The sequence below is a fragment of the Flavobacterium frigidum genome (assembly GCF_048286795.2).
The window spans coordinates 331,055-353,883 of record NZ_JBLVPT020000002.1 but is presented as its reverse complement, the minus strand read 5'-3'; the positions used below and the strand labels follow the sequence as shown (position 1 = coordinate 353,883).

19 protein-coding genes are annotated in these 22,829 nt (G+C 34.0%); 12 read left to right on the top strand and 7 right to left on the bottom strand.

What is annotated here, in order from left to right:
- Window positions 1–18: 18 nt before the first annotated feature.
- The 6 genes from ftsH (at window position 19) to ACNQGB_RS05075 (ending at window position 5,251) form a co-directional block, all read left to right on the top strand.
- A complete protein-coding gene (gene ftsH / locus ACNQGB_RS05100) occupies window positions 19–1,947 on the top strand; it encodes an ATP-dependent zinc metalloprotease FtsH (protein ID WP_417943804.1) in 1,929 nt (642 codons plus the stop codon).
- Window positions 1,948–2,063: 116 nt separating this feature from the next.
- The gene (locus ACNQGB_RS05095) at window positions 2,064–2,666 is read left to right on the top strand and encodes a lactate utilization protein B/C (protein ID WP_417943803.1); all 603 of its coding nucleotides are present in this window, start codon (window positions 2,064–2,066) and stop codon (window positions 2,664–2,666) included.
- A gap of 1 nt (window position 2,667) precedes the next feature.
- Window positions 2,668–3,558 (top strand): phosphatidate cytidylyltransferase, encoded by an 891-nt coding sequence (locus ACNQGB_RS05090; protein WP_417943802.1) that lies wholly within the window; start codon window positions 2,668–2,670, stop codon window positions 3,556–3,558.
- Window positions 3,548–4,198: a phosphatidylserine decarboxylase family protein gene (locus tag ACNQGB_RS05085; RefSeq protein ID WP_309756071.1), complete on the top strand. Its 651-nt coding sequence runs from the start codon at window positions 3,548–3,550 to the stop codon at window positions 4,196–4,198. Before ACNQGB_RS05090 ends, ACNQGB_RS05085 begins: the two co-directional genes overlap by 11 nt.
- Before the next feature lie 2 nt (window positions 4,199–4,200).
- A complete protein-coding gene (locus ACNQGB_RS05080) occupies window positions 4,201–4,470 on the top strand; it encodes an acyl-CoA-binding protein (protein WP_417943801.1) in 270 nt (89 codons plus the stop codon).
- 7 nt (window positions 4,471–4,477) lie between these two features.
- Window positions 4,478–5,251: a superoxide dismutase gene (locus ACNQGB_RS05075; protein ID WP_417943800.1), complete on the top strand. Its 774-nt coding sequence runs from the start codon at window positions 4,478–4,480 to the stop codon at window positions 5,249–5,251.
- A gap of 81 nt (window positions 5,252–5,332) precedes the next feature.
- Here the strand turns inward: ACNQGB_RS05075 and ACNQGB_RS05070 are convergent, their stop codons facing one another.
- Window positions 5,333–7,198 (bottom strand): alpha-amylase family glycosyl hydrolase, encoded by a 1,866-nt coding sequence (locus tag ACNQGB_RS05070; RefSeq protein ID WP_417943799.1) that lies wholly within the window; start codon window positions 7,196–7,198, stop codon window positions 5,333–5,335.
- Window positions 7,199–7,473: 275 nt separating this feature from the next.
- Between ACNQGB_RS05070 and ACNQGB_RS05065 the strand changes: the two genes are divergently transcribed.
- The 6 genes from ACNQGB_RS05065 (at window position 7,474) to hemN (ending at window position 16,665) form a co-directional block, all read left to right on the top strand.
- Complete coding sequence (locus ACNQGB_RS05065; protein ID WP_417943798.1) at window positions 7,474–9,105, top strand: OstA-like protein; 1,632 nt, start codon at window positions 7,474–7,476, stop codon at window positions 9,103–9,105.
- 151 nt (window positions 9,106–9,256) lie between these two features.
- Window positions 9,257–10,444 carry an aspartate aminotransferase family protein gene (locus ACNQGB_RS05060; RefSeq protein WP_417943797.1) on the top strand — a complete coding sequence of 396 codons (1,188 nt, stop codon included), beginning with the start codon at window positions 9,257–9,259 and terminating at the stop codon, window positions 10,442–10,444.
- A 239-nt stretch (window positions 10,445–10,683) separates the two neighbouring features.
- The gene (locus tag ACNQGB_RS05055) at window positions 10,684–12,081 is read left to right on the top strand and encodes a tetratricopeptide repeat protein (protein ID WP_417943796.1); all 1,398 of its coding nucleotides are present in this window, start codon (window positions 10,684–10,686) and stop codon (window positions 12,079–12,081) included.
- Window positions 12,081–12,830: a shikimate dehydrogenase family protein gene (locus tag ACNQGB_RS05050; RefSeq protein ID WP_417943795.1), complete on the top strand. Its 750-nt coding sequence runs from the start codon at window positions 12,081–12,083 to the stop codon at window positions 12,828–12,830. The genes ACNQGB_RS05055 and ACNQGB_RS05050 overlap by 1 nt, the downstream gene beginning before the upstream one ends.
- A 402-nt stretch (window positions 12,831–13,232) precedes the next feature.
- Complete coding sequence (locus ACNQGB_RS05045; protein WP_417943831.1) at window positions 13,233–15,155, top strand: DUF349 domain-containing protein; 1,923 nt, start codon at window positions 13,233–13,235, stop codon at window positions 15,153–15,155.
- 145 nt (window positions 15,156–15,300) lie between these two features.
- Window positions 15,301–16,665, top strand: coding sequence for an oxygen-independent coproporphyrinogen III oxidase (gene hemN / locus ACNQGB_RS05040; RefSeq protein ID WP_417943794.1), 1,365 nt, complete (start codon window positions 15,301–15,303; stop codon window positions 16,663–16,665).
- A 67-nt stretch (window positions 16,666–16,732) separates the two neighbouring features.
- Here hemN and ACNQGB_RS05035 read toward each other — a convergent pair whose 3' ends face one another.
- From ACNQGB_RS05035 to ccoN, 6 genes are all read right to left on the bottom strand, one after another.
- Window positions 16,733–17,434, bottom strand: a complete 702-nt coding sequence (locus ACNQGB_RS05035; protein ID WP_417943793.1) for a sulfite exporter TauE/SafE family protein — start codon at window positions 17,432–17,434, stop codon at window positions 16,733–16,735.
- Window positions 17,435–17,506: 72 nt separating this feature from the next.
- Entirely contained in the window at window positions 17,507–17,959 is a 453-nt protein-coding gene (locus ACNQGB_RS05030; protein WP_417943792.1) for a FixH family protein, read from the bottom strand.
- A 42-nt stretch (window positions 17,960–18,001) separates the two neighbouring features.
- On the bottom strand, window positions 18,002–19,420 hold the full coding sequence (ccoG, locus tag ACNQGB_RS05025; protein ID WP_417943791.1) for a cytochrome c oxidase accessory protein CcoG: 1,419 nt from the start codon (window positions 19,418–19,420) through the stop codon (window positions 18,002–18,004).
- A gap of 75 nt (window positions 19,421–19,495) precedes the next feature.
- Window positions 19,496–20,395: a cbb3-type cytochrome c oxidase N-terminal domain-containing protein gene (locus ACNQGB_RS05020; protein WP_417943790.1), complete on the bottom strand. Its 900-nt coding sequence runs from the start codon at window positions 20,393–20,395 to the stop codon at window positions 19,496–19,498.
- A 27-nt stretch (window positions 20,396–20,422) separates the two neighbouring features.
- Window positions 20,423–20,593 (bottom strand): CcoQ/FixQ family Cbb3-type cytochrome c oxidase assembly chaperone, encoded by a 171-nt coding sequence (locus ACNQGB_RS05015; RefSeq protein WP_417943789.1) that lies wholly within the window; start codon window positions 20,591–20,593, stop codon window positions 20,423–20,425.
- A 5-nt stretch (window positions 20,594–20,598) separates the two neighbouring features.
- The gene (ccoN, locus tag ACNQGB_RS05010) at window positions 20,599–22,788 is read right to left on the bottom strand and encodes a cytochrome-c oxidase, cbb3-type subunit I (protein WP_417943788.1); all 2,190 of its coding nucleotides are present in this window, start codon (window positions 22,786–22,788) and stop codon (window positions 20,599–20,601) included.
- Window positions 22,789–22,829: the final 41 nt, after the last annotated feature.

The following is a 22,829-nucleotide window of genomic DNA, read 5'->3' as shown; positions in this document are numbered from 1 at the left end:
GAAATATAACTCCTAGTAATGGCTAAAGATAATAATCCAAATTCGAATAAGTTTAAAATAAGCCCTTGGTTAATTTACACTGCAATACTATTAATTTTCTTATCGATTACTTTTGTAACTGGCGGTTCTAGTTTGAATGAGCCAGGTCAATTAAGATCTTCTGACATTGATAATATGCTCAACAAAGGGCAAATTAAAAATGTTATTATTTTTAATAATAAAGATGCTGAAATCTACCTTTCAGATGCAGCTTTGAAAGATCCTTCCAATAAAAAAGTAGCTAAAGATGTTTTTGACAGGCCAAACAAAGGTCCTCATTACACTACGAAATTTGGTGATTTAAAATCTTTTCAAGAAAAACTAGATCAAGCCAAGGCTGAAAAGAAATTAGTAAACTATGATTTTAAAGAAGCAAGTAACTGGTCGGACATTTTAATCAGTTTATTACCTATTATTATTATCATAGCCGTTTGGATATTTATCATGAGAAAAATGTCTGGTGGTGGTGCTGGTGGTGGCGGGGGTCAAATTTTTAATATTGGCAAGTCAAAAGCAAAATTGTTTGATGAAAAAACTGACATTAAAACTACTTTTAAAGATGTAGCAGGATTAGAAGGAGCAAAAGAAGAAATACAAGAAATTGTTGAATTCTTAAAAAATCCTGAAAAATACACTAATCTAGGAGGAAAAATTCCAAAAGGAGCCTTGCTCGTTGGACCTCCAGGAACAGGAAAAACGCTTTTAGCGAAAGCCGTAGCAGGTGAAGCACAAGTACCTTTCTTCTCTTTATCAGGTTCTGATTTTGTTGAGATGTTTGTGGGTGTAGGTGCTTCTCGAGTACGTGATCTTTTCAAACAAGCAAAAGAAAAATCACCAGCAATTATTTTTATTGACGAAATAGATGCAGTAGGTAGAGCTAGAGGAAAAAACAACATGTCAGGTGGAAACGATGAGCGTGAAAATACGCTAAATCAATTACTAACCGAAATGGACGGTTTTGGTACCAACTCTAATGTAATTGTTTTAGCAGCTACCAATAGAGCAGATGTTTTAGACAAAGCATTAATGCGCGCAGGTCGATTTGACAGACAAATATTTGTAGACTTACCGGATATTCGTGAACGTGCGGAAATATTTAAAGTTCACCTTGCTCCTTTGAAAAAAGTGGAAGGATTGGATACTGACTTTTTAGCCAAACAAACTCCAGGATTTTCAGGTGCTGATATTGCAAATGTTTGTAACGAAGCGGCGCTAATTGCTGCTAGAAATAACAAAACTGCAGTTGACAAACAAGATTTCCTAGACGCTGTAGATAGAATTGTAGGTGGTCTAGAAAAGAAAAATAAAATCGTTACTCCAGATGAGAAAAAAGCGATTGCTATTCATGAAGCTGGCCACGCAACGGTAAGTTGGATGCTAGAACATGCTGCGCCATTGATAAAAGTAACAATTGTACCAAGAGGACAAAGTTTAGGAGCGGCATGGTACTTACCAGAAGAACGTTTAATTGTTCGTCCAGATCAAATGCTAGATGAAATGTGCGCCACTATGGGAGGAAGAGCTGCAGAAAAAGTAACTTTCAACAGAATTTCAACTGGAGCATTAAGCGATTTAGAAAAAGTAACCAAACAAGCAAGAGCAATGGTTACCGTTTATGGTTTGAATGAAAAAATTGGAAACGTAACGTATTATGATTCTACTGGACAAAGTGAGTACAATTTTTCTAAACCCTATTCTGAGGAAACTGCACGAGTAATAGACGAAGAAATATCGTTATTAATTGAGGGTCAGTACCAAAGAGCTATTCAAATTTTAGAGGATAACAAAGATAAATTGAATCGTTTGGCTGATATTTTGATTGAGAAAGAAGTTATTTTTAAAGATGATTTAGAAGCTATTTTCGGAAAAAGAACCTTTGATAAAAATCTTGAAGAAGTCGTGTCTTAAAAAGATATCCTAAATATAATTATTTTTAAAATCTTAATTCAAAATCAACTTTTGAATTAAGATTTTTTTATCTTTGGACGTTTTCAATTAACAAATTTCAGTAGTTAATATAAATTATGAGTCTTTTTAGAAAATTTTTTGGTACAAACAATCCTGCATCTGAAGAAGAGCAAGAAAGTGAATTTAGTAGCTCCCATACTGAAAACGCAACCTCAATTGATGAAAAATTTATTTATAACTTCAAAAAGAATGGCGGTAAATTTTTGTATTGTGAAAACCAAGAAGAAGTCAAAGAACAATTTGAAAACATATTAGAGGAAAACGATTGGTTTGAAAGCCATGTGTTGTGTTATGAACCCAATCTTTTTGGGATGCTTGATGACAATAGACTTACCTACGACAAGCCTGTTAGTCCAAAATTTTTTCTTGCAAGTTGCGAAAATTTAATTGCTGAAGAAGGTTCAATACTTTTTTCATCTAAGCAAATAAAGCAAAACAAACCAAACGAGTTACCAACAAATATTATCATTATAGCCAAAACCAGCCAGATTCTTGGTGCTAAAAGTGACGGTCTAAGTGCAATTAAAAAAAAATACGAAAGAGATTACCCCACCAATATTACTACGATTAAATATTTCGAAAAAGCCAAAGAAGAAGATTTTACACAATACGGAAGTTCGGCAAAAAATCTATATTTACTGCTTTTAGAAGATTTATAAGATGAGTGAAACTCTAAAACGAGGAATATCAGGGGCAATTTACATTATACTGCTACTTGCATCTATTTTATATTCAACTGAAAGTTTTTTTGTGCTTTTTGGCGTATTCCTCATCATAGCCGTTTATGAATTTTGTAATTTAATTCAAATAAACAATGTATTTCCAATTATTTTCGGAATTATATTGTACTCGACAGTAACTCTAATAAGCCATTACAGTACTCTGACAACAGATACAATCAATCAGACCTTTAATACTGATGTCGAAATAGCTATAAATATTCAACAACTAAACGTTGTTTTATTAGTTATTGCCTTAGTTGTATCCATAAAATGTATTCTTTTTTTGTTTTATGATAGCATCCAAAAAATAAGTACCTCGTCAAAATACCTTTATTTATTGGGTTATATCATATTACCATTTGTATTTATTACAAAAATCTCATTTGGAATAAATGATTATAATCCAAAGATCATAATTGGACTATTTATCTTAATCTGGACTAACGATACCTTTGCTTATATTGTTGGAAAATCAATAGGTCGGACCAAATTATTTGAAAAAATTTCACCTAAAAAAACTGTTGAAGGATTCTTAGGCGGCATTCTATTTGCAATTTTAGCAGGTTATTTAATTTCAAAATATTACATTAAAGCGAATCCTGAATTTAGTGATCGGTCTATCTTAATTTGGACCTCGATAGCTGTTATTGTTGGAATAGTAGGAACTATAGGTGATTTAATTGAATCGAAGTTCAAGCGTATTGCAGGTGTAAAAGACAGCGGAAATATTATGCCCGGTCATGGAGGTATCCTAGATCGTTTAGATAGTGTTATATTTGTAGCACCAATTATTTTTTTATTTTATCAAATCTTAAACTATGTTTCATAAAGAAGGAACCCAATCTATTTTGTTAGGCACTATTTTTACTGCCGTTGTGCTATTATTGTCTGATTATTTCATTGTCGCTAATTGGCTTAAAATGAGTATTCAAATAGCAACCTTATTGTTACTAATAATCATTTTGCAATTTTTTAGAAATCCAAAAAGATCAGTAATTCTTAATGCTAATCATATTATTGCTCCTGTTGATGGGAAAGTTGTAGTTATTGAAGAAGTTTTTGAAAGTGAATATTTTAAAGACAAACGTTTACAAATTTCTATCTTCATGTCGCCTATAAACGTTCATGTAACCCGTTATGGATTGAGTGGTCTTGTGAAATTTAGCAAATACCATCCAGGGAAATTCTTAGTTGCTTGGCATCCTAAAGCTAGTGAAGAAAACGAAAGAACTACGATTGTTATTGAGAATACTACTTTTGGCGAAATTTTATACCGTCAAATAGCCGGAGCTTTGGCCCGCAGAATTGTCAATTACGCACAAGAAGGAATGCAAGTAATTCAGGGTACTGATGCTGGATTTATCAAATTTGGTTCTCGAGTTGACATCTTTTTACCTTTGGGAACACCAGTAAATGTGGTATTAAACCAAAAAGCAATAGGCGGAAAGACTGTTATTGCTACAAAATAAGCATGATTGAAAAAGATTTAGATATTCGATTTTTGGAGGCAGTTGAAATAGCTTCTGAAATGACTCAAGCATCTTTACCTCAAGATGTCCAATTGAGGCTTTATGCCTATTACAAGCAAGCTACTTTTGGAACTTTAGACTTAAAACAAACATCATCCTATCATTTAAGGGACGCTTTTAAAACCAATGCTTGGATGCAAATTAGCCATTTGACTCCCGAACAAGCAAAAGAACAATACATTGAATTGATAAATATTTTGAATGAAAAATAATATAATTATGAAAAAGTCCTGTTTTTTAATTACAATTTTATTTTCATTCTTAGCAATACTATCCTGCAACGACAAGAAATTCACTGAGGTAGTCGAAGTTCCTTTACCTACAACCGAACAACCCGCTACTATTATGGGTTCACCAGATGATGTAAAGGCTGATGAAGGTTCCTTTCAGCTAGAAAAATTACCTTACGCTTATAATGCTTTGGCCCCAAATATATCTGCAACAACTTTAGAAATGCATTACTCCAGGCATTACCTAACGTACACCAATAACTTGAATAAAGCAGTACTAGGAACACCCTTAGAAAATCTAACAATAGAAGAAGTAGTAGCAACATTAGACCCTAATGACGCTATTATTCGCAACAATGCTGGTGGATATTATAATCATTCGCTTTATTGGAAATGTATGGCTCCTAAAGCCGGTGGTGCACCCTCAACTGCATTAGCTGAAGCTATAACAAAAGATTTTGGCTCATTCGAAAATTTTAAATCGGCATTTAAATCAGCGGCTACAAATCAGTTTGGTTCCGGTTGGGCATGGCTAATCGTTGATAAAACAGGGAAGTTACAAGTAACTTCGACTGATAACCAAGACAATCCAATGATGCGAAATGCAGTTGTTCCAGGAACTCCTATCTTAGCTTTAGACGTTTGGGAGCATGCTTATTATTTAGATTATCAATATCGTAGAAAAAATTATATCGATGCGTTTTTTAATGTCATCAATTGGAAAAAAGTAGAAGAGAATTATGATGCTGTTGCAAAAAAATAGCTTTCACTTTAACCGTAAAAAAATGCTGATATAATTTAATATCAGCATTTTTTTTTTTTTTGGTAGTACAAAAATTTCTTTTTAAAATTGATAAATGAATGATTCTGAAGGCGCGATCGTAATTTGTGCTTTTCCTTCACCATTGAAAACCTGTACCTGAATAGAATTTTTATGGTATAATTGATCCGTTACTTTATATGTTCCATCTTTCAAATTCCATTTTTGAATGATATCCGAAGGGATTTTCAATTCGAATGTACTTGTAGTTTGCCAAGAAAAATTGACAACAATAAGTAACTTTTGAACGTCTGACCAACGTGTAAAAGCGTATATCCCGGAATCATATCCTTTTGTAACTTGTCTGTTTACCGTTTGAATTTCTTGGAATTTACCCATTAAAGCCGAACTATTCAAGGAAAAGTTCAATAGTCTTTTATAGAAATCACGCAAGTCCTTTTCCTCTTGCGTCAATTGACCACCATCAAATTTACCACCGTTCATCCAGCGTTGATGATTTGGAACACCAATATAATCAAAGATTGATGTTCTGGAGTGCGTTCCAAATCCTGCATTTTCATTTCCGGCTTCTCCCACTTCCTGACCAAAATATACCATTGTAGGCGACGTGCTAATAGTTGTAGATAACACCATTAACGGCTTCCCATTTTGTGGTGTTCCTGCAAATTCTGGACTTGCCAATCGCTGCTCATCATGATTGTCAAGAAAATGCAACATGTGATGTTCAATATCTGCCAATCCGTTTTGTATGTCAGACAATGCATCTGGCGACGATTTCCCTTGAATGACATCCTTTAATTTATCATACGTTTCTACCTTATCATACAAATAATCCATTTTACCTAAACGAATATAATTGCGATATTCTTTTGGATTATACACTTCGGCCAATAAAAAAGCATCTGGATTATTCATCTTAATAGCAGAATTCATATAGCTCCAAAATTCATAGGGAACCATTTCGGCCATATCATATCTAAAACCATCTACCCCTTTTGCTGTCCAATACAAAGCGATATCTCTAAATTTAGTCCAAGAGTCGGGCACTTCTTTGCCTCTCCAATAATCATAATGCTCCTGATGGGATTTGGTTTCGAAACCAGCAGGAAGCTCTGGAAAATCTTTAGAGCCATCTGGGCGAATACCATAGTTCACTTTTACCGTTTCATACCAATCATTTTTATCTGGTTTTGCCATTCGCGAACCATTACCGGTCCATTTTGCTGGATTTTCATCAAATTTCCCATCTACCAATATATTTTTTTCACCGTTTAGTGGCTTGATAGTTTCTGGTATTTCAAAATTTGAATTTGGTATATAATAAAAATTATTATCTCTTTTGTAGGCAACAGTTACATCGTCATTCGCACCAAAATCTTTCACTCCAACGGGATTGTTTTTACCCTCATATTTACGAGCAATATGATTGGGAACGATATCGATAATTACTTTTAATCCCGCTTGATGAGTTCGTGCAATCAAAGCTTCAAATTCCTGCAAACGATTTGCTGGGTTTATAGCTAAATCAGGATTTACATTGTAGTAATCTTTCACCGCGTAAGGAGAACCAGCTCTACCTTTGACAATTTCTGGGTCATCATTAGAAATTCCAATTGCAGTGTAATCCTGTATCAAAGCATGGTGCGGAACTCCTGTGTACCAAATATAAGTTACACCCAAATCCTTAATTTCCTGCAGCGCTTTAGGTGTAAAATCATTGAACTTCCCTACTCCGTTTTCTTCTAAGGTTCCCCAAGGTTTGTTAGTTGTATTTTTGTTTCCAAATAATCGAGTAAAAACCTGATAAACGACTTCCTTTTTAGGAGAGACTGTCACCTTTTGTACAGTATTCATTTTTAAATCTTTCGTTTTACATCCACTCACTAAAAGCAGCATGCTAATCCCGACAACAGTAGATACTTTTTTCATTTTATGAAATTATTTATTCTGATTTTGATTCATTATTGCAAAATGACTATCAGTTTTTAAATTTACTATTTTTAAAATAGTTCAAGTAGTAGCCTATCAAAAATTAATAAAAATGAAACTACAAGAGATAAACTACAACGAAAGAGTCTCTGAATTTGTTGATAACTTTAATACAATCTTATAAAAGAATTTCCTGCCTTGGACTAATTATAAATAAATCCTAATATGGATTAGGATTGTTTCCTTTTTCATAAATTTGACAAAAATTAAATCCATTGAAAAAAATACTTTTTTTCCTTACTCAACTATCATTTTTATTGACTGTACAGTTGGTTTTGGCGCAAGCTCCCAAGAAAATAATTGTAGAAAATTCTGATTTTGGTGATGTCAACCAGACAGAAATCCCAGATGCATTGTTGCTTATAGGAAATGTGCGCGTTAACCATGATGGCGTGGTTTTGACTTGTAACAAAGCATATTATTTCCAAAAAGAAAATTATATAAAAGCCTTTGGAAATGTTCAAATGGTACAAGGCGATACTTTGTTTTTGAACAGTAAATACGCTGAATACAACGGAAATGTAAAAAAAGCATATGCTTCGGGAGATGCAGTGATGAGTTCACCAGATGCTACTTTAGTTACTGAAATCATTAATTTTGATAGAAATATTCAAGAAGTTTTTTATGATACTCCGGGAACCATTACCAATAAAGACAATACTCTAAAAAGTAATGCAGGAAGGTATTTTGTAAAACAAAAGAAGTTTCAATTCTTGACCGCAGTTACAATCACAAATCCTACTTATGTAATCAAGTCGAATCATTTAGATTATTTTAGCAATTCTGGGCATTCGTATCTTTTTGGACCCTCGACCATTACCAGTAAAGCCAATTATATTTATACTGAAAAAGGGTTTTATGATACTAAAAAAAATCTGGCTCATTTTCTAAATAAATCTTATATCAGGTACGATGATCGAGTGATAAAAGGCGACAGTCTGTATTATGATCGCAATCGAGAATTTGCATCGGCAACACGTAATGTAAAAATAACTGATTCCATCAATCGAGGCATTGTAAAAGGACATTATGCTGAAGTATATAAAAAACTAGATTCTATGTACGTAACTAAACGAGCTGTTGCGGTAAATTTTGTAGAAAATGATTCTGTTTACATCCACGGAAAAAAATTGATGGTTACGGAAAAAGAGGGAAACCGAATTATCCGAGCGTTTAATAATGTTCGGTTTTATAAAACAGACATGAGTGGTAAATGTGATTCGATTCATTCGAGTTCTAAAACTGCTTTGACAAAAATGATTGGAAATCCTATACTTTGGAATGCCGAAAGCCAAATTACAGGCGATATTATGCACCTCATTGGTAACAACACCACCCAAAAACTAGATTCTCTTAAAGTGCTTGAAAATACATTTATAGTCTCCAGAGATACTTTAGGAACCGGATACAATCAAGTAAAAGGACAAAATCTTTACGGTAAATTTGAAGAAGGAAAACTACACGATGTCGATATTGTAAAAAATGCCGAAGTGATTTATTATATGCGGAATGATGCACAGGAGCTCATTGGCATTAACAAAAACAAGAGTAGTAAAATCAATCTTATTTTAGAAAAAAATGAAATTGAAACTATTACCTTTTTCCAGCAAGTAGATGGTGACATTTTTCCTGAAAAAGAATTGCCAGAAAATGCCAGAAAATTGAGAGGATTAGTCTGGCGTGGCGATGAACGAATCAAATCAAAAGATGACATTTTCCCACCCGAAGAAAACGAGGACAATGAAAAATTAGCCAAAGCAACAAAAGCAGCAGTAGCAAAAGAAGCCATTCCGATGAAAATCCGAAAAGAAACTTTGAATTACGATAAGAAGAAAACAAAAAAATAGTTTTGTGTTCATCCCGAAGCTTCGAGAGCAGTTTTCAGTCTCAATTTAAAGACAATAACTTCATGGATATCCGATTAAAAAAACACCTTTAAAAACCTTCGTGAACTTTGCGAAAAAACTTTGCAAACTTTGCAGTTAAATCTCTAAAAAATTGAATACTGATTTCCTGAAATATCAAGCACAAACGTCTCCCTATCCATTAGGTATGGAAATTTCGCATGCTGTAGGTTCATACATATACGCAACCAATGACAAAAAATACCTTGATTTTGTGGCCGGAGTTTCTGCTTGTTCCCTGGGACACCAACACCCAAGAGTTAATCAAGCTATTAAGGATCAACTAGATAAATATTCGCATGTAATGGTTTATGGCGAATATTCGCAAAGTCCAGCGGTTGAATATTGCAAGCTTTTAGCTTCGTTACTACCTGCTCCTTTAGACACCACGTATTTAGTTAATTCTGGGACAGAAGCTATTGAAGGAGCACTAAAATTAGCAAGAAGAACCACCGGAAGAAGCCAATTAATATCCTGTCATAATGCGTACCATGGCAACACTATGGGTTCGATGAGCGTTATGGGCTTTGAAGAACGCAAGCAAGTTTTCCGTCCTTTGATACCTGATGTAGATTTTATTACCTTCAACAACGAAGACGATTTACAAAAAATTACTACCAAAACTGCAGGGATTATTTTAGAAACGATTCAAGGTGGTGCAGGATTCATTCAACCGCAGAATGATTTTCTAAAAAAAGTACGAAAACGATGCACTGAGGTAGGTGCCATGATGATTCTAGATGAAATTCAGCCGGGTTTTGGACGAACAGGAGCCCTTTTTGGATTCCAAAATTACGACGTCGTTCCAGATATAGTTGTAATGGGGAAAGGAATGGGTGGCGGCATGCCCGTAGGCGCATTTACTGCTTCATCTGATATGATGCATTTATTGAGTACTAATCCTAAGCTGGGTCACATTACCACATTTGGTGGACATCCTGTCATTGCGTCAGCTTGTTTGGCTACTTTGAAAGAAATAACTGAAACCCATTTAATGGCCGAAGCTTTAGAAAAGGAAAATCTATTTCGTGCCCTTTTGGTACATCCTTTGATACAAGAAATAAGAGGAAAAGGATTGATGCTCGCAGCGATGACTAAAAGTGCTGATATCACGAATGAAGTAATTCTTAAATGTCAAGACAAAGGACTCATATTATTTTGGTTGTTATTCGAGGGAACTGCAATCCGAATCACACCGCCACTTACTATTTCTGAAGAAGAGATTCGAGAAGGTTGTGCAATTATGCTAGAAGTAATGGATGAGATTTATAATAGAAAGTAATTTTTCAGGAGCTGTTTCCCGCTATCCGTTATAATCTTTTATGGCGAACGCCGCCATAAAAGGATTTTCACTGCTATCGGGGCTAAGAGATCTCGTTGATTAGAAATCTATTTATTGAAAATGATTTTTGCCGTTGACAATGAAATTTGTTAACTAAATTGTTCACAACAATTCCAACTTTCCCTCACATTACATGCACGAATGCCTAATTTTAATAAGGCTCAATTAAAAAACACAGTATGCAATTAAGCAACGAAGAAGAAGACTATAACTTATCTCTGTCTAAATTTGAATCGATGTTGAAAACCAACAAAGTACTCTTTTTTGACTCCGAAGAATTTGAAGAAATTATTCTTCATTATCTTGATATGGGTAAGGCTAGTTTGGCAAAAAAAGCACTCAAATTGGCCTTGGAGCAACACCCAAAGTCATCAGGATTAAAATTAGTGCAAGTTGAAATGTTAGTATATGACGACAAACTCGAATTAGCGGAAAAGCTATTGAATGAGTTGTATGCCATCGAACCAACCAATGAAGAAATTTATATTCAAAAGGCAAACATCTGCTCTAAAAGAGACCAACACGAAAAAGCAGTTGAATTATTAAAAACAGCCTTAAAATACACAGATGATTTTGCTGATGTCTATAATTTAATAGGCATGGAATATCTTTTTATGGACAATCTTGAAATGGCAAAAAATAGCTTTATCAAATGTCTTGAAGAGGATTTAGAAGATCAATCTGCCTTATATAACATTGTTTATTGTTTTGAATTTTTAGATCAAAATCAAGATGCCATCAGTTATATAAAAAAATACATTGACAAAAATCCATATAGCGAAATTGCTTGGCACCAATTGGGACGTTTGCATTACAGCGTAAAAGAATATGAAAATGCCATCAGAGCTTTTGAATATGCTACTTTGATAGATGATGAGTTTATGGGTGCCTTTATGGAAAAGGCAAAAGCCTACGAGCGCTTAAAAAAATATGACAAAGCCATTGAAAATTACAACCGTACAATCGAATTAGACGATGCAACTTCCTACGCGCTATTGCGAATAGGAAAATGTTACGAAAGACTTGGTAACAAAGCCTTGGCCTTAAAATATTTCAACCAAACGGTACATGAAGATCCTCTTTTAGACAAAGGATGGATTGCCATTACTGACTTTTATGTACGTCAAAAAAATTATCAAAAAGCATTATTCTTTGTCAATAAAGCATTAGCAATTGACAACCAAAATAGACTGTATTGGAAATGTTTTGCCAGTATCAATAAACAAATGAACTTTTTTGAAGAAGCAGAATTTGGGTATCGCAAAGCAGTTGAATTTGGCGAGACTGGTTTAGAAACCTGGTTGTTTTGGGTCGATATCCTTCAATTCTTAGGCGAATTTGAAAGTGCTATTCAAACGTTACTGCAAGCTTGTGAATATTTTCCTGAAGCATACGAAATTGAATATCGTTTGGCTGGATTGTACTTTATGCTAACAGACAATACCAAAGCAAAATTTCACTTGAGTAACGGAATGCGATTAAATTTTGAAAATTACATATTACTAGAAGATTTATTTCCTGTGGTTTGGGCCAAAAAAATGGTGCAGAATTACATTGCAAAACATAAAAAACAGTAATGGTTGATACAGTTAGAAAACGCTTTGGATTATTAGGACGCAACATTAGCTATTCATTTTCTAAAGGCTATTTTACAGATAAATTCAATAACGAAAACTTTGCTGGTTGTACGTATGAAAATTTTGATATTCCCGAAATTGATGCCTTTGCAGAGGTAATTAAAAACACTTCGGATTTAAAAGGATTGAATGTTACCATTCCGTACAAGGAAACGATACTTCCTTTTTTGGATACGTTATCAAAAAAAGCAACTCTAATTGGCGCCGTAAATACCATAAAAATAACAAAAAAAGGAAAGTTAAAAGGCTATAATACTGACTATTATGGCTTTAAAAAGTCATTGCAGCCTTTATTACTTCCGCATCATAAAAAAGCACTCATCTTAGGAACTGGCGGCGCGTCTAAGGGAGTTGCATTCGCTCTTGACGAACTAGGCATAACCTACACTTTTGTTTCTAGAGAACTCAAGGAAAACACCATTGATTACAAGCGAATCAACGCCACTACTTTTGATAATTACCATCTTATCATTAACGCTACACCAGTAGGAACAAGTCCTAACGTAGAAGCGTTTCCGTTAATTCCTTACGAGTTTTTCACCGATAAGCACATTGCTTATGATTTAATTTACAATCCGGCTGAAACTCAATTTCAAAAAAAAGCAAAACAACACGGAGCTAAAATTAAAAATGGTTTGGATATGCTTATTTTTCAGGCAGAGAAAGCTTGGAAGATTTGGAATAAATAAGCAAAATAATAACCAATCTTTTTACAAGCTTTTTTTTAAATAAGGGCTATACTAATTTGCGTATTTATTTTTGAAAACTTAATAAGTACGTTCTACTTTTAACAAAAATCCCTAGCCCTGATGGAAGCGGCATCCTTTTTTGAGCCGCCTTTTGGCGCTCAAAAAAGATATAGCGTACAGCGGGAAATTGCTCCATAAAAATCTATTAAACAACCTAAAACGACTTTAAATAAAGGAATTGTTTTGAAATTTCATACGCCTTTAGTATCTTTCGAACTCGATAAAAAAATAAAACCCTTACACATTGAAAAAATGTTAGAAGAAAAGAACGATAACCTGCATGAAGCAGATGGAAATTTAGAAAACAATGCTGTTGCTTTTAATGAAATGGAAGCTACTGTCATGGAAACTGAAACAGTTAAACAAACAGCTAGTACTCCTAATGACGACACTGTAGAAGCTATTGCTGAAGAGGTAAAACCAACTGATGCTCTTATTTTAGAAACCGGCAATCAGACGGTACTAGACGCCATTGCTGACACTAATGCTGCCGAAAGTGAGGATGAAACGTTGAAGGAACGTCACGAAATCCCGATGCAAAATTATGATACTTTATCGCTTGAAGCTTTGGTTGACGAGCTGAAAAATTTAGTTTCTAATGATAAAGTTCTTTCATTTAAGGAGCATATTGAGGAAATAAAAAAAGCATTTCTAGCTAAATACAATCATCTTCTTGAGGAGAAAAAAGAAGAATTCCTAGCAGAAAATCAAGATCCAAACGAAGATTTTCAATACCATTCGCCATTAAAGTCTCAATTTGACAAATATTATACTCAGTTTAGAGATATTAAAAATAATCATTTCAAGAGTTTACAAACCAATCCAAAAACGAATTTAGAAAATCGTTTGGCTATTGTTGAGGAACTGAAAGAGTTGATTAATCCGCAAGCAAACATCAAAGACACTTTAAAACATTTTAATGATTTAAGAGAACGATGGAAAACTGCTGGGCCAATTCCTAAAGATAAATACAACCATGTTTGGAACAATTTTCATTTTCATGTAGAAAATTTCTACGATTATTTGCATCTGGACCGGGAAGCAAGAGATTTAGATTTCAAACATAACTTAGAGCAAAAACAAAAAATCATAGCACGTGTTAAAGAATTGGTTAACGAAGCTGACATCAACAAAGCGTTTCGAGAACTTCAAGATTTACACCGAATTTGGAAGGAAGACATTGGTCCTGTTTCTAGAGAACATCGTGATGTAATTTGGAACAAGTTTAGTGATTTGACCAAGCAAATGCATGATAAAAGGGAAGTTTTATTCGAAAATCAACGAGGAACTGAACTTGAGAATTTAGAAAAGAAAAAAGAAATTATTGCTAAAATTGAAGTTTTGGCAACTGAAAAAGTCAATGCACATTCCCAATGGCTGGCTCAAATAGAAAAGGTAGAAGCGCTTCGAACAGCTTTTTTTGCTGCTGGAAAAGTACCATCAGATGTGAATGAGGAAACTTGGACTAGTTTTAAAACAGCTGTTAGAAACTTTAATTCTTTCAAAAACTCCTTTTATAAAGACATTAAAAAAGATCAAAACGATAATTTAAGCAAGAAAAATGCTCTTGTTGCTAAAGCTCGAGAGTTACAAGAAAGTGTAGATTTTGTTGTGACTACTCCAATCATGAAACAGATACAGGATGAGTGGAAACAGATAGGTCATGTTCCAAGAAAATATTCTGATAAAATCTGGAAAGAGTTTAAAGATGCTTGCAATCATTATTTTGATAAAGTAAAAGAGCAGAAACATGAAGAGAACACAGAGGAGGTAGCTGCATTTGACAGTAAAAAAGCCTACTTGGAAACGTTGAGAGAATTTGAGTTGACCGGAGATCACAAAACTGATTTAGACGCCATCAAATTGCATATTGAAACATGGAAAAACTTTGGTAAAGTGCCATTTCCAAGAAGACATATTGAAGGGAAATTCAATAAAATATTGGATGCCCTTTTTGAAAAATTGAGTTTGAGTAAAAAAGATACTGAAATGATGCGTTTTGCTAATAGAATGGATCATTTATCAGAGAGTAATGATACGCGCAAACTGGATAATGAGAAAATATTCTTGATGCGAAAAATTGAAGAAGTTCAGAATGAAATTTTCCAATTGGAGAACAACATTCAATTTTTTACCAATACTAGAAATGCTAAAAAAGAGAATTCTATAGTACTAGAAGTTCGTAAAAACATCGCTATCCATAAAGAAAGTTTAGATGTTTGGAAAGATAAACTCAAACAATTGAGAAATTTGAAAATAGAGTAAATTTCAAATTTACATCAAAAATAATCCCGAGGCTGTCCAATAAAGACAGCCTCTTATTTTTACAAAAGGTTTCTTCAATATGATAATTATCATTTTAATAGTTGAGTAGTCGTTCTACTTTTGAACAACTATAAATGATTTTGCCATGAAAAATTCCTTACTACAAAAATATAATGTTCCTGGACCAAGATACACCAGTTATCCTACAGTTCCGTATTGGGACGAGACGGATTTTACGGATGAAATTTGGGCTAAAAGATTAAATACATCCTTTCAAGCGAGTGGTTCTTCAGAAGGCATTAGTTTGTATATTCATTTGCCTTTTTGCGAAAGCCTATGTACTTTTTGTGGCTGTAACAAGCGAATCACCAAAAATCACGGCGTTGAAAATCCATATATAGAAGCCGTTTTGAAAGAATGGACCTTATATTGCAAGATTCTTGGAGAAAAGCCAACTATAAAAGAGATTCATTTGGGTGGTGGAACTCCCACATTTTTTTCTACAAAAAATTTAGAGGATTTAATAAATGGCATCTTTGTTCATGCTAAAAAAGCCAAAGATCATGAATTTAGTTTTGAAGGCCATCCAAATAATACAACTTATGAACATTTGCAAAAGCTATATGATTTAGGTTTTAGAAGAGTGAGTTTTGGTGTTCAGGATTATTCTGAGAAAGTTCAAAAAGCAATTCATCGTTTACAATCTTTTCATAATGTAGCAAAAGTTACGTTTTGGGCCAGAGAAATTGGGTATACTTCTATAGGTCATGATATTATTTTTGGATTGCCTTTTCAGGAAATAGAGGATGTAATTGATACGATTGAGAAAACAAAATCATTACAACCCGACCGATTGGCGTTTTATAGCTACGCTCACGTTCCTTGGATTAAAGGCAATGGACAGCGCGGTTTTAACGACGAAGACATTCCAAAAGATGATAAAAAGAGAACGCTTTATGAAACGGGTAAAAAATTATTATCTGAAAATGGCTATCATGAAATAGGAATGGATCATTTTGCGTTGGAGACTGACAGTTTATTCGATGCTTTCCAAAATGGCACATTGCACCGTAATTTCATGGGGTACAGTTCGTCTAAAACAGAATTAATGATTGGATTAGGCGTTTCTTCCATCAGTGACAGTTGGTCTAGTTTTGCACAGAATGTAAAAAATTTAGAAGATTATTATCAAATTTTAGAATGGGACAAATTACCGGTTTTTAGAGGGCATTTATTGACCAATGAAGACCTCATCATCCGCAAGCACATTCTAAATTTAATGTGTCAATTTGAAACTTCCTGGAAAAATATAGCCGATTATTTTAATGAAATTCCAGATGTATTAATACAATTGAAAGAAATGGAAAGTGACGGATTACTAGTAATTAATGACTATGGAATTTCAGTTACAGAAAAAGGAAAACCTTATGTTCGTAATATTTGTATGGCATTCGATTTACGCTTGAAAAGAAAAGTACCGGAAACTGCTTTGTTTTCAATGACAATTTGATGTTTTATAATATACAAAAAAAGCACGCGATATGGCGTGCTTTTTCACATCCTATATGATCTAAAAGTTAGTGACAGTTTGGATTTTCTTGAATAAACAAACTCATATTGGATGGCGAAATATAAGGAATTCCCAATCCCAATCCTCTTAAAATAAATAAGCAGCCAATACAAACCGCTACATATGGAATTGCTTTTTGGATTCGGTTTCGAATAGGAATTGTGAGATATGAATTGATGTACACTACACTGCTCATCAAGGGAACGGTTCCTAGCCCAAATAGAATCATATACAAAACACCCAAACTTTCACTTTGCATAGCAATAGCACCAAACAAGGCAACATAAACCATTCCGCAAGGCAAAAAGCCATTCAGTACACCAATAGTAAAAAGGGATTTGTAACTCTTGTTTCTAAACTGACTTCCTAAAGCTGTTTTTATCTTTGATATTAATTTAAAAACAGGTTTTGAAAAATTGTATTTCGCAAAAATTTTCTCCGGAGTCAAAACTACTAAGATCATGGCTACACCAATAAATATGGATAAATTCTGTTGTAAACCGGCCAAGAAGAAACCTTTTCCCAGCAGACCAAAAACAAAGCCAATTGTCCCATACGCCGTTAATCTTCCTAAATGATAGGTGATGATTTGAGTTGCTTTTTTAGTCTGATTTGTTCTGTCTACAGGCAACATCATAGCAATAGGACCGCACATTCCTATGCAGTGAAAACTACTTATTAAACCGAAAATGAAGGCAGTATAAAGCATTTTTTTTGTCTAATGTCATAAAGTTGAAAATCTTAAAGCCAATTGATGGACTTTAAAATTTTTACTGTAAGACTAATTGATATATATCGTTTCTTTAGTCAAATATGATTTTCCATCGTATTGCCATTCCATATTAATGTCCCATCGACCGCCTGCCAAACTTTTTTTAGGTATGAGCAAAGTAGTAGCATTAGATAATGAAATTGGAATTTCAAAATCTAATTTTTTGTTAGACGGTCTGTAAAGGGACACTTTACCTTTAATTTTTTTTGGATCAAAAACTTTTGGAAAAACTATTTCAATTCCGTTTGCAACACTTGTAATTGTTGGCTTTTGCATCAAATCAGCTGCATTTTGTATACGTGCCATTTCATCTCCAAAATGTGCATCATGCTTGTAATATTCTTCTACCACTAACTCATTATCGTATTTTGAATCGGATTGAACCGTAAAAACAAAATACAAAATGAAGGTTATAAACAAACCAAAAGCGATTACGATTCCTGTTCCCCAGCTAATTTTCATACTATTATATTTATATTTTTTGAACCTTGAATTTCATACTATTTAATCAAAACTTCGCGGACTTAAAAAATTAGTAGTTGCTGTTTCAATTTTTTTATTTCCGTTATACACCTCAATTCTCAGTTTTGTTTTATCACTGTCTAATAAATTTTGGTTGATTTCAATAAACAGTGTTCCATCATTCATCCCTTGTCTAGGCACTTTTAATTCTTGTTTTCCAACCACTTTCAAATTTCCTTTTATTCCAACAAGTTTAAAATGGATATCATCAAAGTCATTATTGGTTTTATTGATAATTTTAAAAGTATAAATGTTGCTAATATTATCGCCTTTATGCTGAAATAATTGTCCTGGCAATCTTAAAACGCTGGCTTCAACATCAGAACGCAAGAACAATAATCCAATCAAAATTCCTGTTAGAATGAATAATACTGCTGAATATCCTTTCATTCTAGGGGTAAGCTTGAACGCTACTTTTTTCTCAATTTCATCCTCTGAAGCATATCTAATAAGTCCTTTTGGTAAACCAACGCTATCCATAATCGTATCACATTCATCAATACAAGCGGTACAATTGATACATTCCATTTGCGTTCCGTTACGAATGTCAATTCCAGTTGGACAAACATTTACACATTGTTTACAATCTATGCAATCGCCTTTTCCAGTTGTCGCTCTATCCTCTTGTTTGTTGAATTTAGCACGGCCTACTTCTTTTTCGCCACGAACAAAATCATAAGCCACATTTATCGATTTATCATCTAATAAAACCCCTTGCAATCTTCCGTAAGGACAAGCTATAATGCAAACCTGTTCTCTAAACCATGCAAAAATAAAATAGAAAACTCCTGTAAAAATCAATAATGAAATCAGCATGCTCACATGGTTTTCTGGTCCTTCTTCAATCATTAAAAGCAACTTGTCACTACTGATGAGATACGCGAGAAAGACATTGGCAATAAAAAAAGAAATGATTAAGAAAATTGTCCATTTGAAGGCCTTTTTTCTGATTTTTTCTCTATTCCATTCTTGTTTTTCCAAACGAATTTGGGCACCACGATCGCCTTCAATCCAGTATTCTATTCTACGAAAAACCATTTCTAAAAAGATGGTCTGTGGACAAATCCATCCACAAAATATCCGTCCAAAAATCACTGTAAAAAGGATGACAAAAACTATCCCGATTATCATAAAGAGCACAAAAAGATAAATATCCTGAGGCCAAAAAGGAAAACCTAAAATATTAAATCGGCGTTCTAATATATTGAACATCATGAACTGATTCCCATTTATCTTTATAAAAGGATTCGCAACAAGGACTATCAGTAAAAAATAACTCACCCATTTCCTGTAATCATAGAACTTTCCTGAAGGCTTTTTAGGAAAAATAAATTTTCTGTTTCCTTCTAAATCAATAGTTCCTATGGTATCTCTAAATGCTTCGTCTGGTAATTTTGACATTTTTTTTATTTAAAAAACAAGTTCAAAATAATTATTAAAATTCTTAAGCTAAATAAAAACGTGTGTTTCTAATTGTTATTTAACTGCAACAGTACCCTTTTCTTCTACCCAAACCTCACCTTCTGGAGCTTTAGCATCTGGTGGATTACTACCTTTTAAGGATAAGATATAACTGGCAACTTTCTGCATTTCTTTAGGTTTCAATGTGCCTTTCCAAGAAATCATTCCTTTTCCGTCACGTCCTCCATTTACAAGAGTATGAAATACATTTTTTATTCCGCCACCTAAAATCCATTGATCATCCGTTAAATTTGGTCCAATTTGCCCACCACCGTCAGCTCTGTGACAGGCCGCACAATTGATTGTAAATATTTCTTTTCCAGCTGCTAAATCTGTAGGATCTGTCAATAAGGTCACCGTTTTTTCATCCATCATATCCGGTGCGGTTTTCATGTATTCTGCAATATCAATTTTGGCTTGAGCGACTTCTTTTTTAAGCTCCATCTCTTGATTATCAGCTCCCAAAACTTCGTATCGAACCATATAAACAACTCCAAAAACAATTGATGCATAAAACAAATACACCCACCATGGTGGCAAATTGTTGTCAAGCTCTTTGATGCCGTCATAATCATGATCTAATAAAAGCTGACCTTCACTTTCTAAAGGTTCAGTTTTAGTCAATTTTGCCATCAATTTCTTGTACCATTCACTATCCTTGAAACTTAAATCGCTAACTGCATTTAATTGGATTTTTTGTTCCTCGGTCAACAAGTAATACGTAATAGTATCTACTGCACTTACGGTAATTTCAATTGCTATCAAAAGAAAAAGAAACACAAATAAGAATACGGAAACAATTGGGAATTTTATAAAAGCAGGACGATCTCCTGAGTCGATAAAATACTCCATTGCCATCATTACGGCAAAGAAAATAACAGGTATCCTAACGTATACTGGAATTAATTTTTTCATTTTATAAATTTTAAAAAATTAAACTATTTAGTTCTCTCTCAATGGAATTTGACTCAATTCACTTATCGTCTCTTTCTTATAGGAGAACACCCATAAACCAAGACCCACGAAAAAGAAGAAAAAAATTAATAATGATACGATGGGATATATCGCCACACCTTCAATAGTTTCCATATTGTGTTTTATTTGTTCGAACATGACTTTTATTTTTTAGTATTATCTTTTACTTTAATATCGGTTCCCAATCTTTGCATATAAGCAATTAAGGCAACGATTTCTCTTTCGTTCATTGGAACAAATTTCTCTCCTCTGGCTGCGGCTTTTTTCTTGCTTTCGTTATAACTTTTTACAAAATCGGGATCATTTTTCAAGTTTTCTTCAATAGCGACAGCTTGTTTTCTTAAATCATCTAAACCACTTGCAATTTGACTTTCTGTGTAAGGAACTCCAAGTGTCGCCATAACCTGCATTTTCTTTTGAGTCAAAGAAACATCCATTGGTTTATTGTCGAACAACCATTTGTAACCTGGCATAATAGATCCTGCAGATATACTTTGCGGATTCCAGAAGTGGTTAAAGTGCCAATTATCATTGTATTTTGCACCCACTCTTAATAAATCGGGACCTGTACGTTTTGATCCCCAAAGGAATGGATGATCGTATACATATTCGCCTGCTTTAGATTGTGGTCCATAGCGCTCTACTTCACTACGAAAGGGACGAACAGACTGCGAGTGACATCCTACACAACCTTCACGGATGTATAAATCACGTCCTTCTAATTCTAGTGGAGAATACGGTTTTACACTGGCAATGGTCGGAATATTCGATTTAACCATAATCGTGGGAACAATTTGGATAACACCTCCAATTAAAATTGCAACCGTTGCCAAAATGGTTAATTGAATAGGTTTTCTTTCTAACCAAGGGTGAAATTTCTCTCCTTTTACTCTACCCGCACTAATTTTGATTAACTCAGGAGCCTCCGCTAATTCGTCTTCAATTTTAGAACCCAATCGAACCGTTTGAATAATGTTATACACCAAAGTAAACATTCCAATTAAATAAAGGGTTCCGCCAATAGCTCTCATCCAATACATTGGCATAATTTGAGTTACTGTTTCCAGAAAGTTACCATACGTTAAAGTTCCGTCTGGGTTAAATTGTTTCCACATCGATGCTTGTAAAAAACCAGCAACATACATTGGAATAGTATATAATATGATTCCTAAAGTACCAATCCAAAAATGGAAATTTGCTAACTTAAGAGAGTATATATTACTTTTAGTCATTCTAGGAACCAACCAATAAATCATACCAAAAGCCATAAATCCGTTCCAAGCCAATGCACCTACGTGAACGTGAGCAATAATCCAATCTGTATAATGTGCAATAGCATTTACATTTTTCAAGGATAACATCGGACCTTCAAAAGTTGCCATTCCGTAACCGGTAATAGCTACCACAAAGAATTTCAAAACTGGATCTACACGTACTTTATCCCAAACCCCTCTTAATGTTAATAATCCGTTTATCATACCACCCCAAGAAGGCGCTAAAAGCATAATTGAAAAGGCAACACCTAAATTTTGCGCCCAATTTGGCAAAGCAGAATATAATAAATGGTGTGGTCCTGCCCAGATGTATATGAAAATCAACGACCAAAAGTGAACAATTGACAGTCTGTAAGAATACACAGGGCGATTCGCCGCCTTTGGTATAAAATAGTACATCAATCCTAAGAAAGGTGTAGTCAAGAAAAATGCAACCGCATTATGACCGTACCACCATTGTACCAAGGCATCTTGAACCCCTGCGTAAACGGAATAACTTTTCATTCCAGAAACCGGTAATGATAAACTATTGAAAATATGTAAAACTGCAACCGTTACGAATGTTGCCAAGTAAAACCAAATCGCAACATATAAATGGCGCTCTCTACGTTTTATAATAGTTCCAATCATATTGATACCAAAAACAACCCAAATTAATGCAATTGCGATATCAATTGGCCATTCTAATTCGGCATATTCCTTAGAAGAACTATACCCCAACGGTAATGAAATGGCTGCTGCTACAATGATTAATTGCCAGCCCCAGAAATTAAGATTACTCAAAAAATCACTGAACATTCTGGCTTTCAACAAGCGTTGCAAGGAATAATATATACCCGCAAACATTGCGTTCCCTACAAAGGCAAAAATAACCGCATTCGTGTGTAAAGGTCTTAATCGACCGTAACTCAACCACGAAATCCCATCGGTAATATTTGGAAAAAGAAACATAAAGGCCAATGTAAGTCCTACTAACATTCCTACTACTCCAAAAACAATGGTCGCGTAAATGAAGTTTTTTACAATTTTGTTATCATAATAAAACTGCTGCATTTCCATAAATAAAAAAATTAAATGATTGAAAAATTTTAAAAATTACT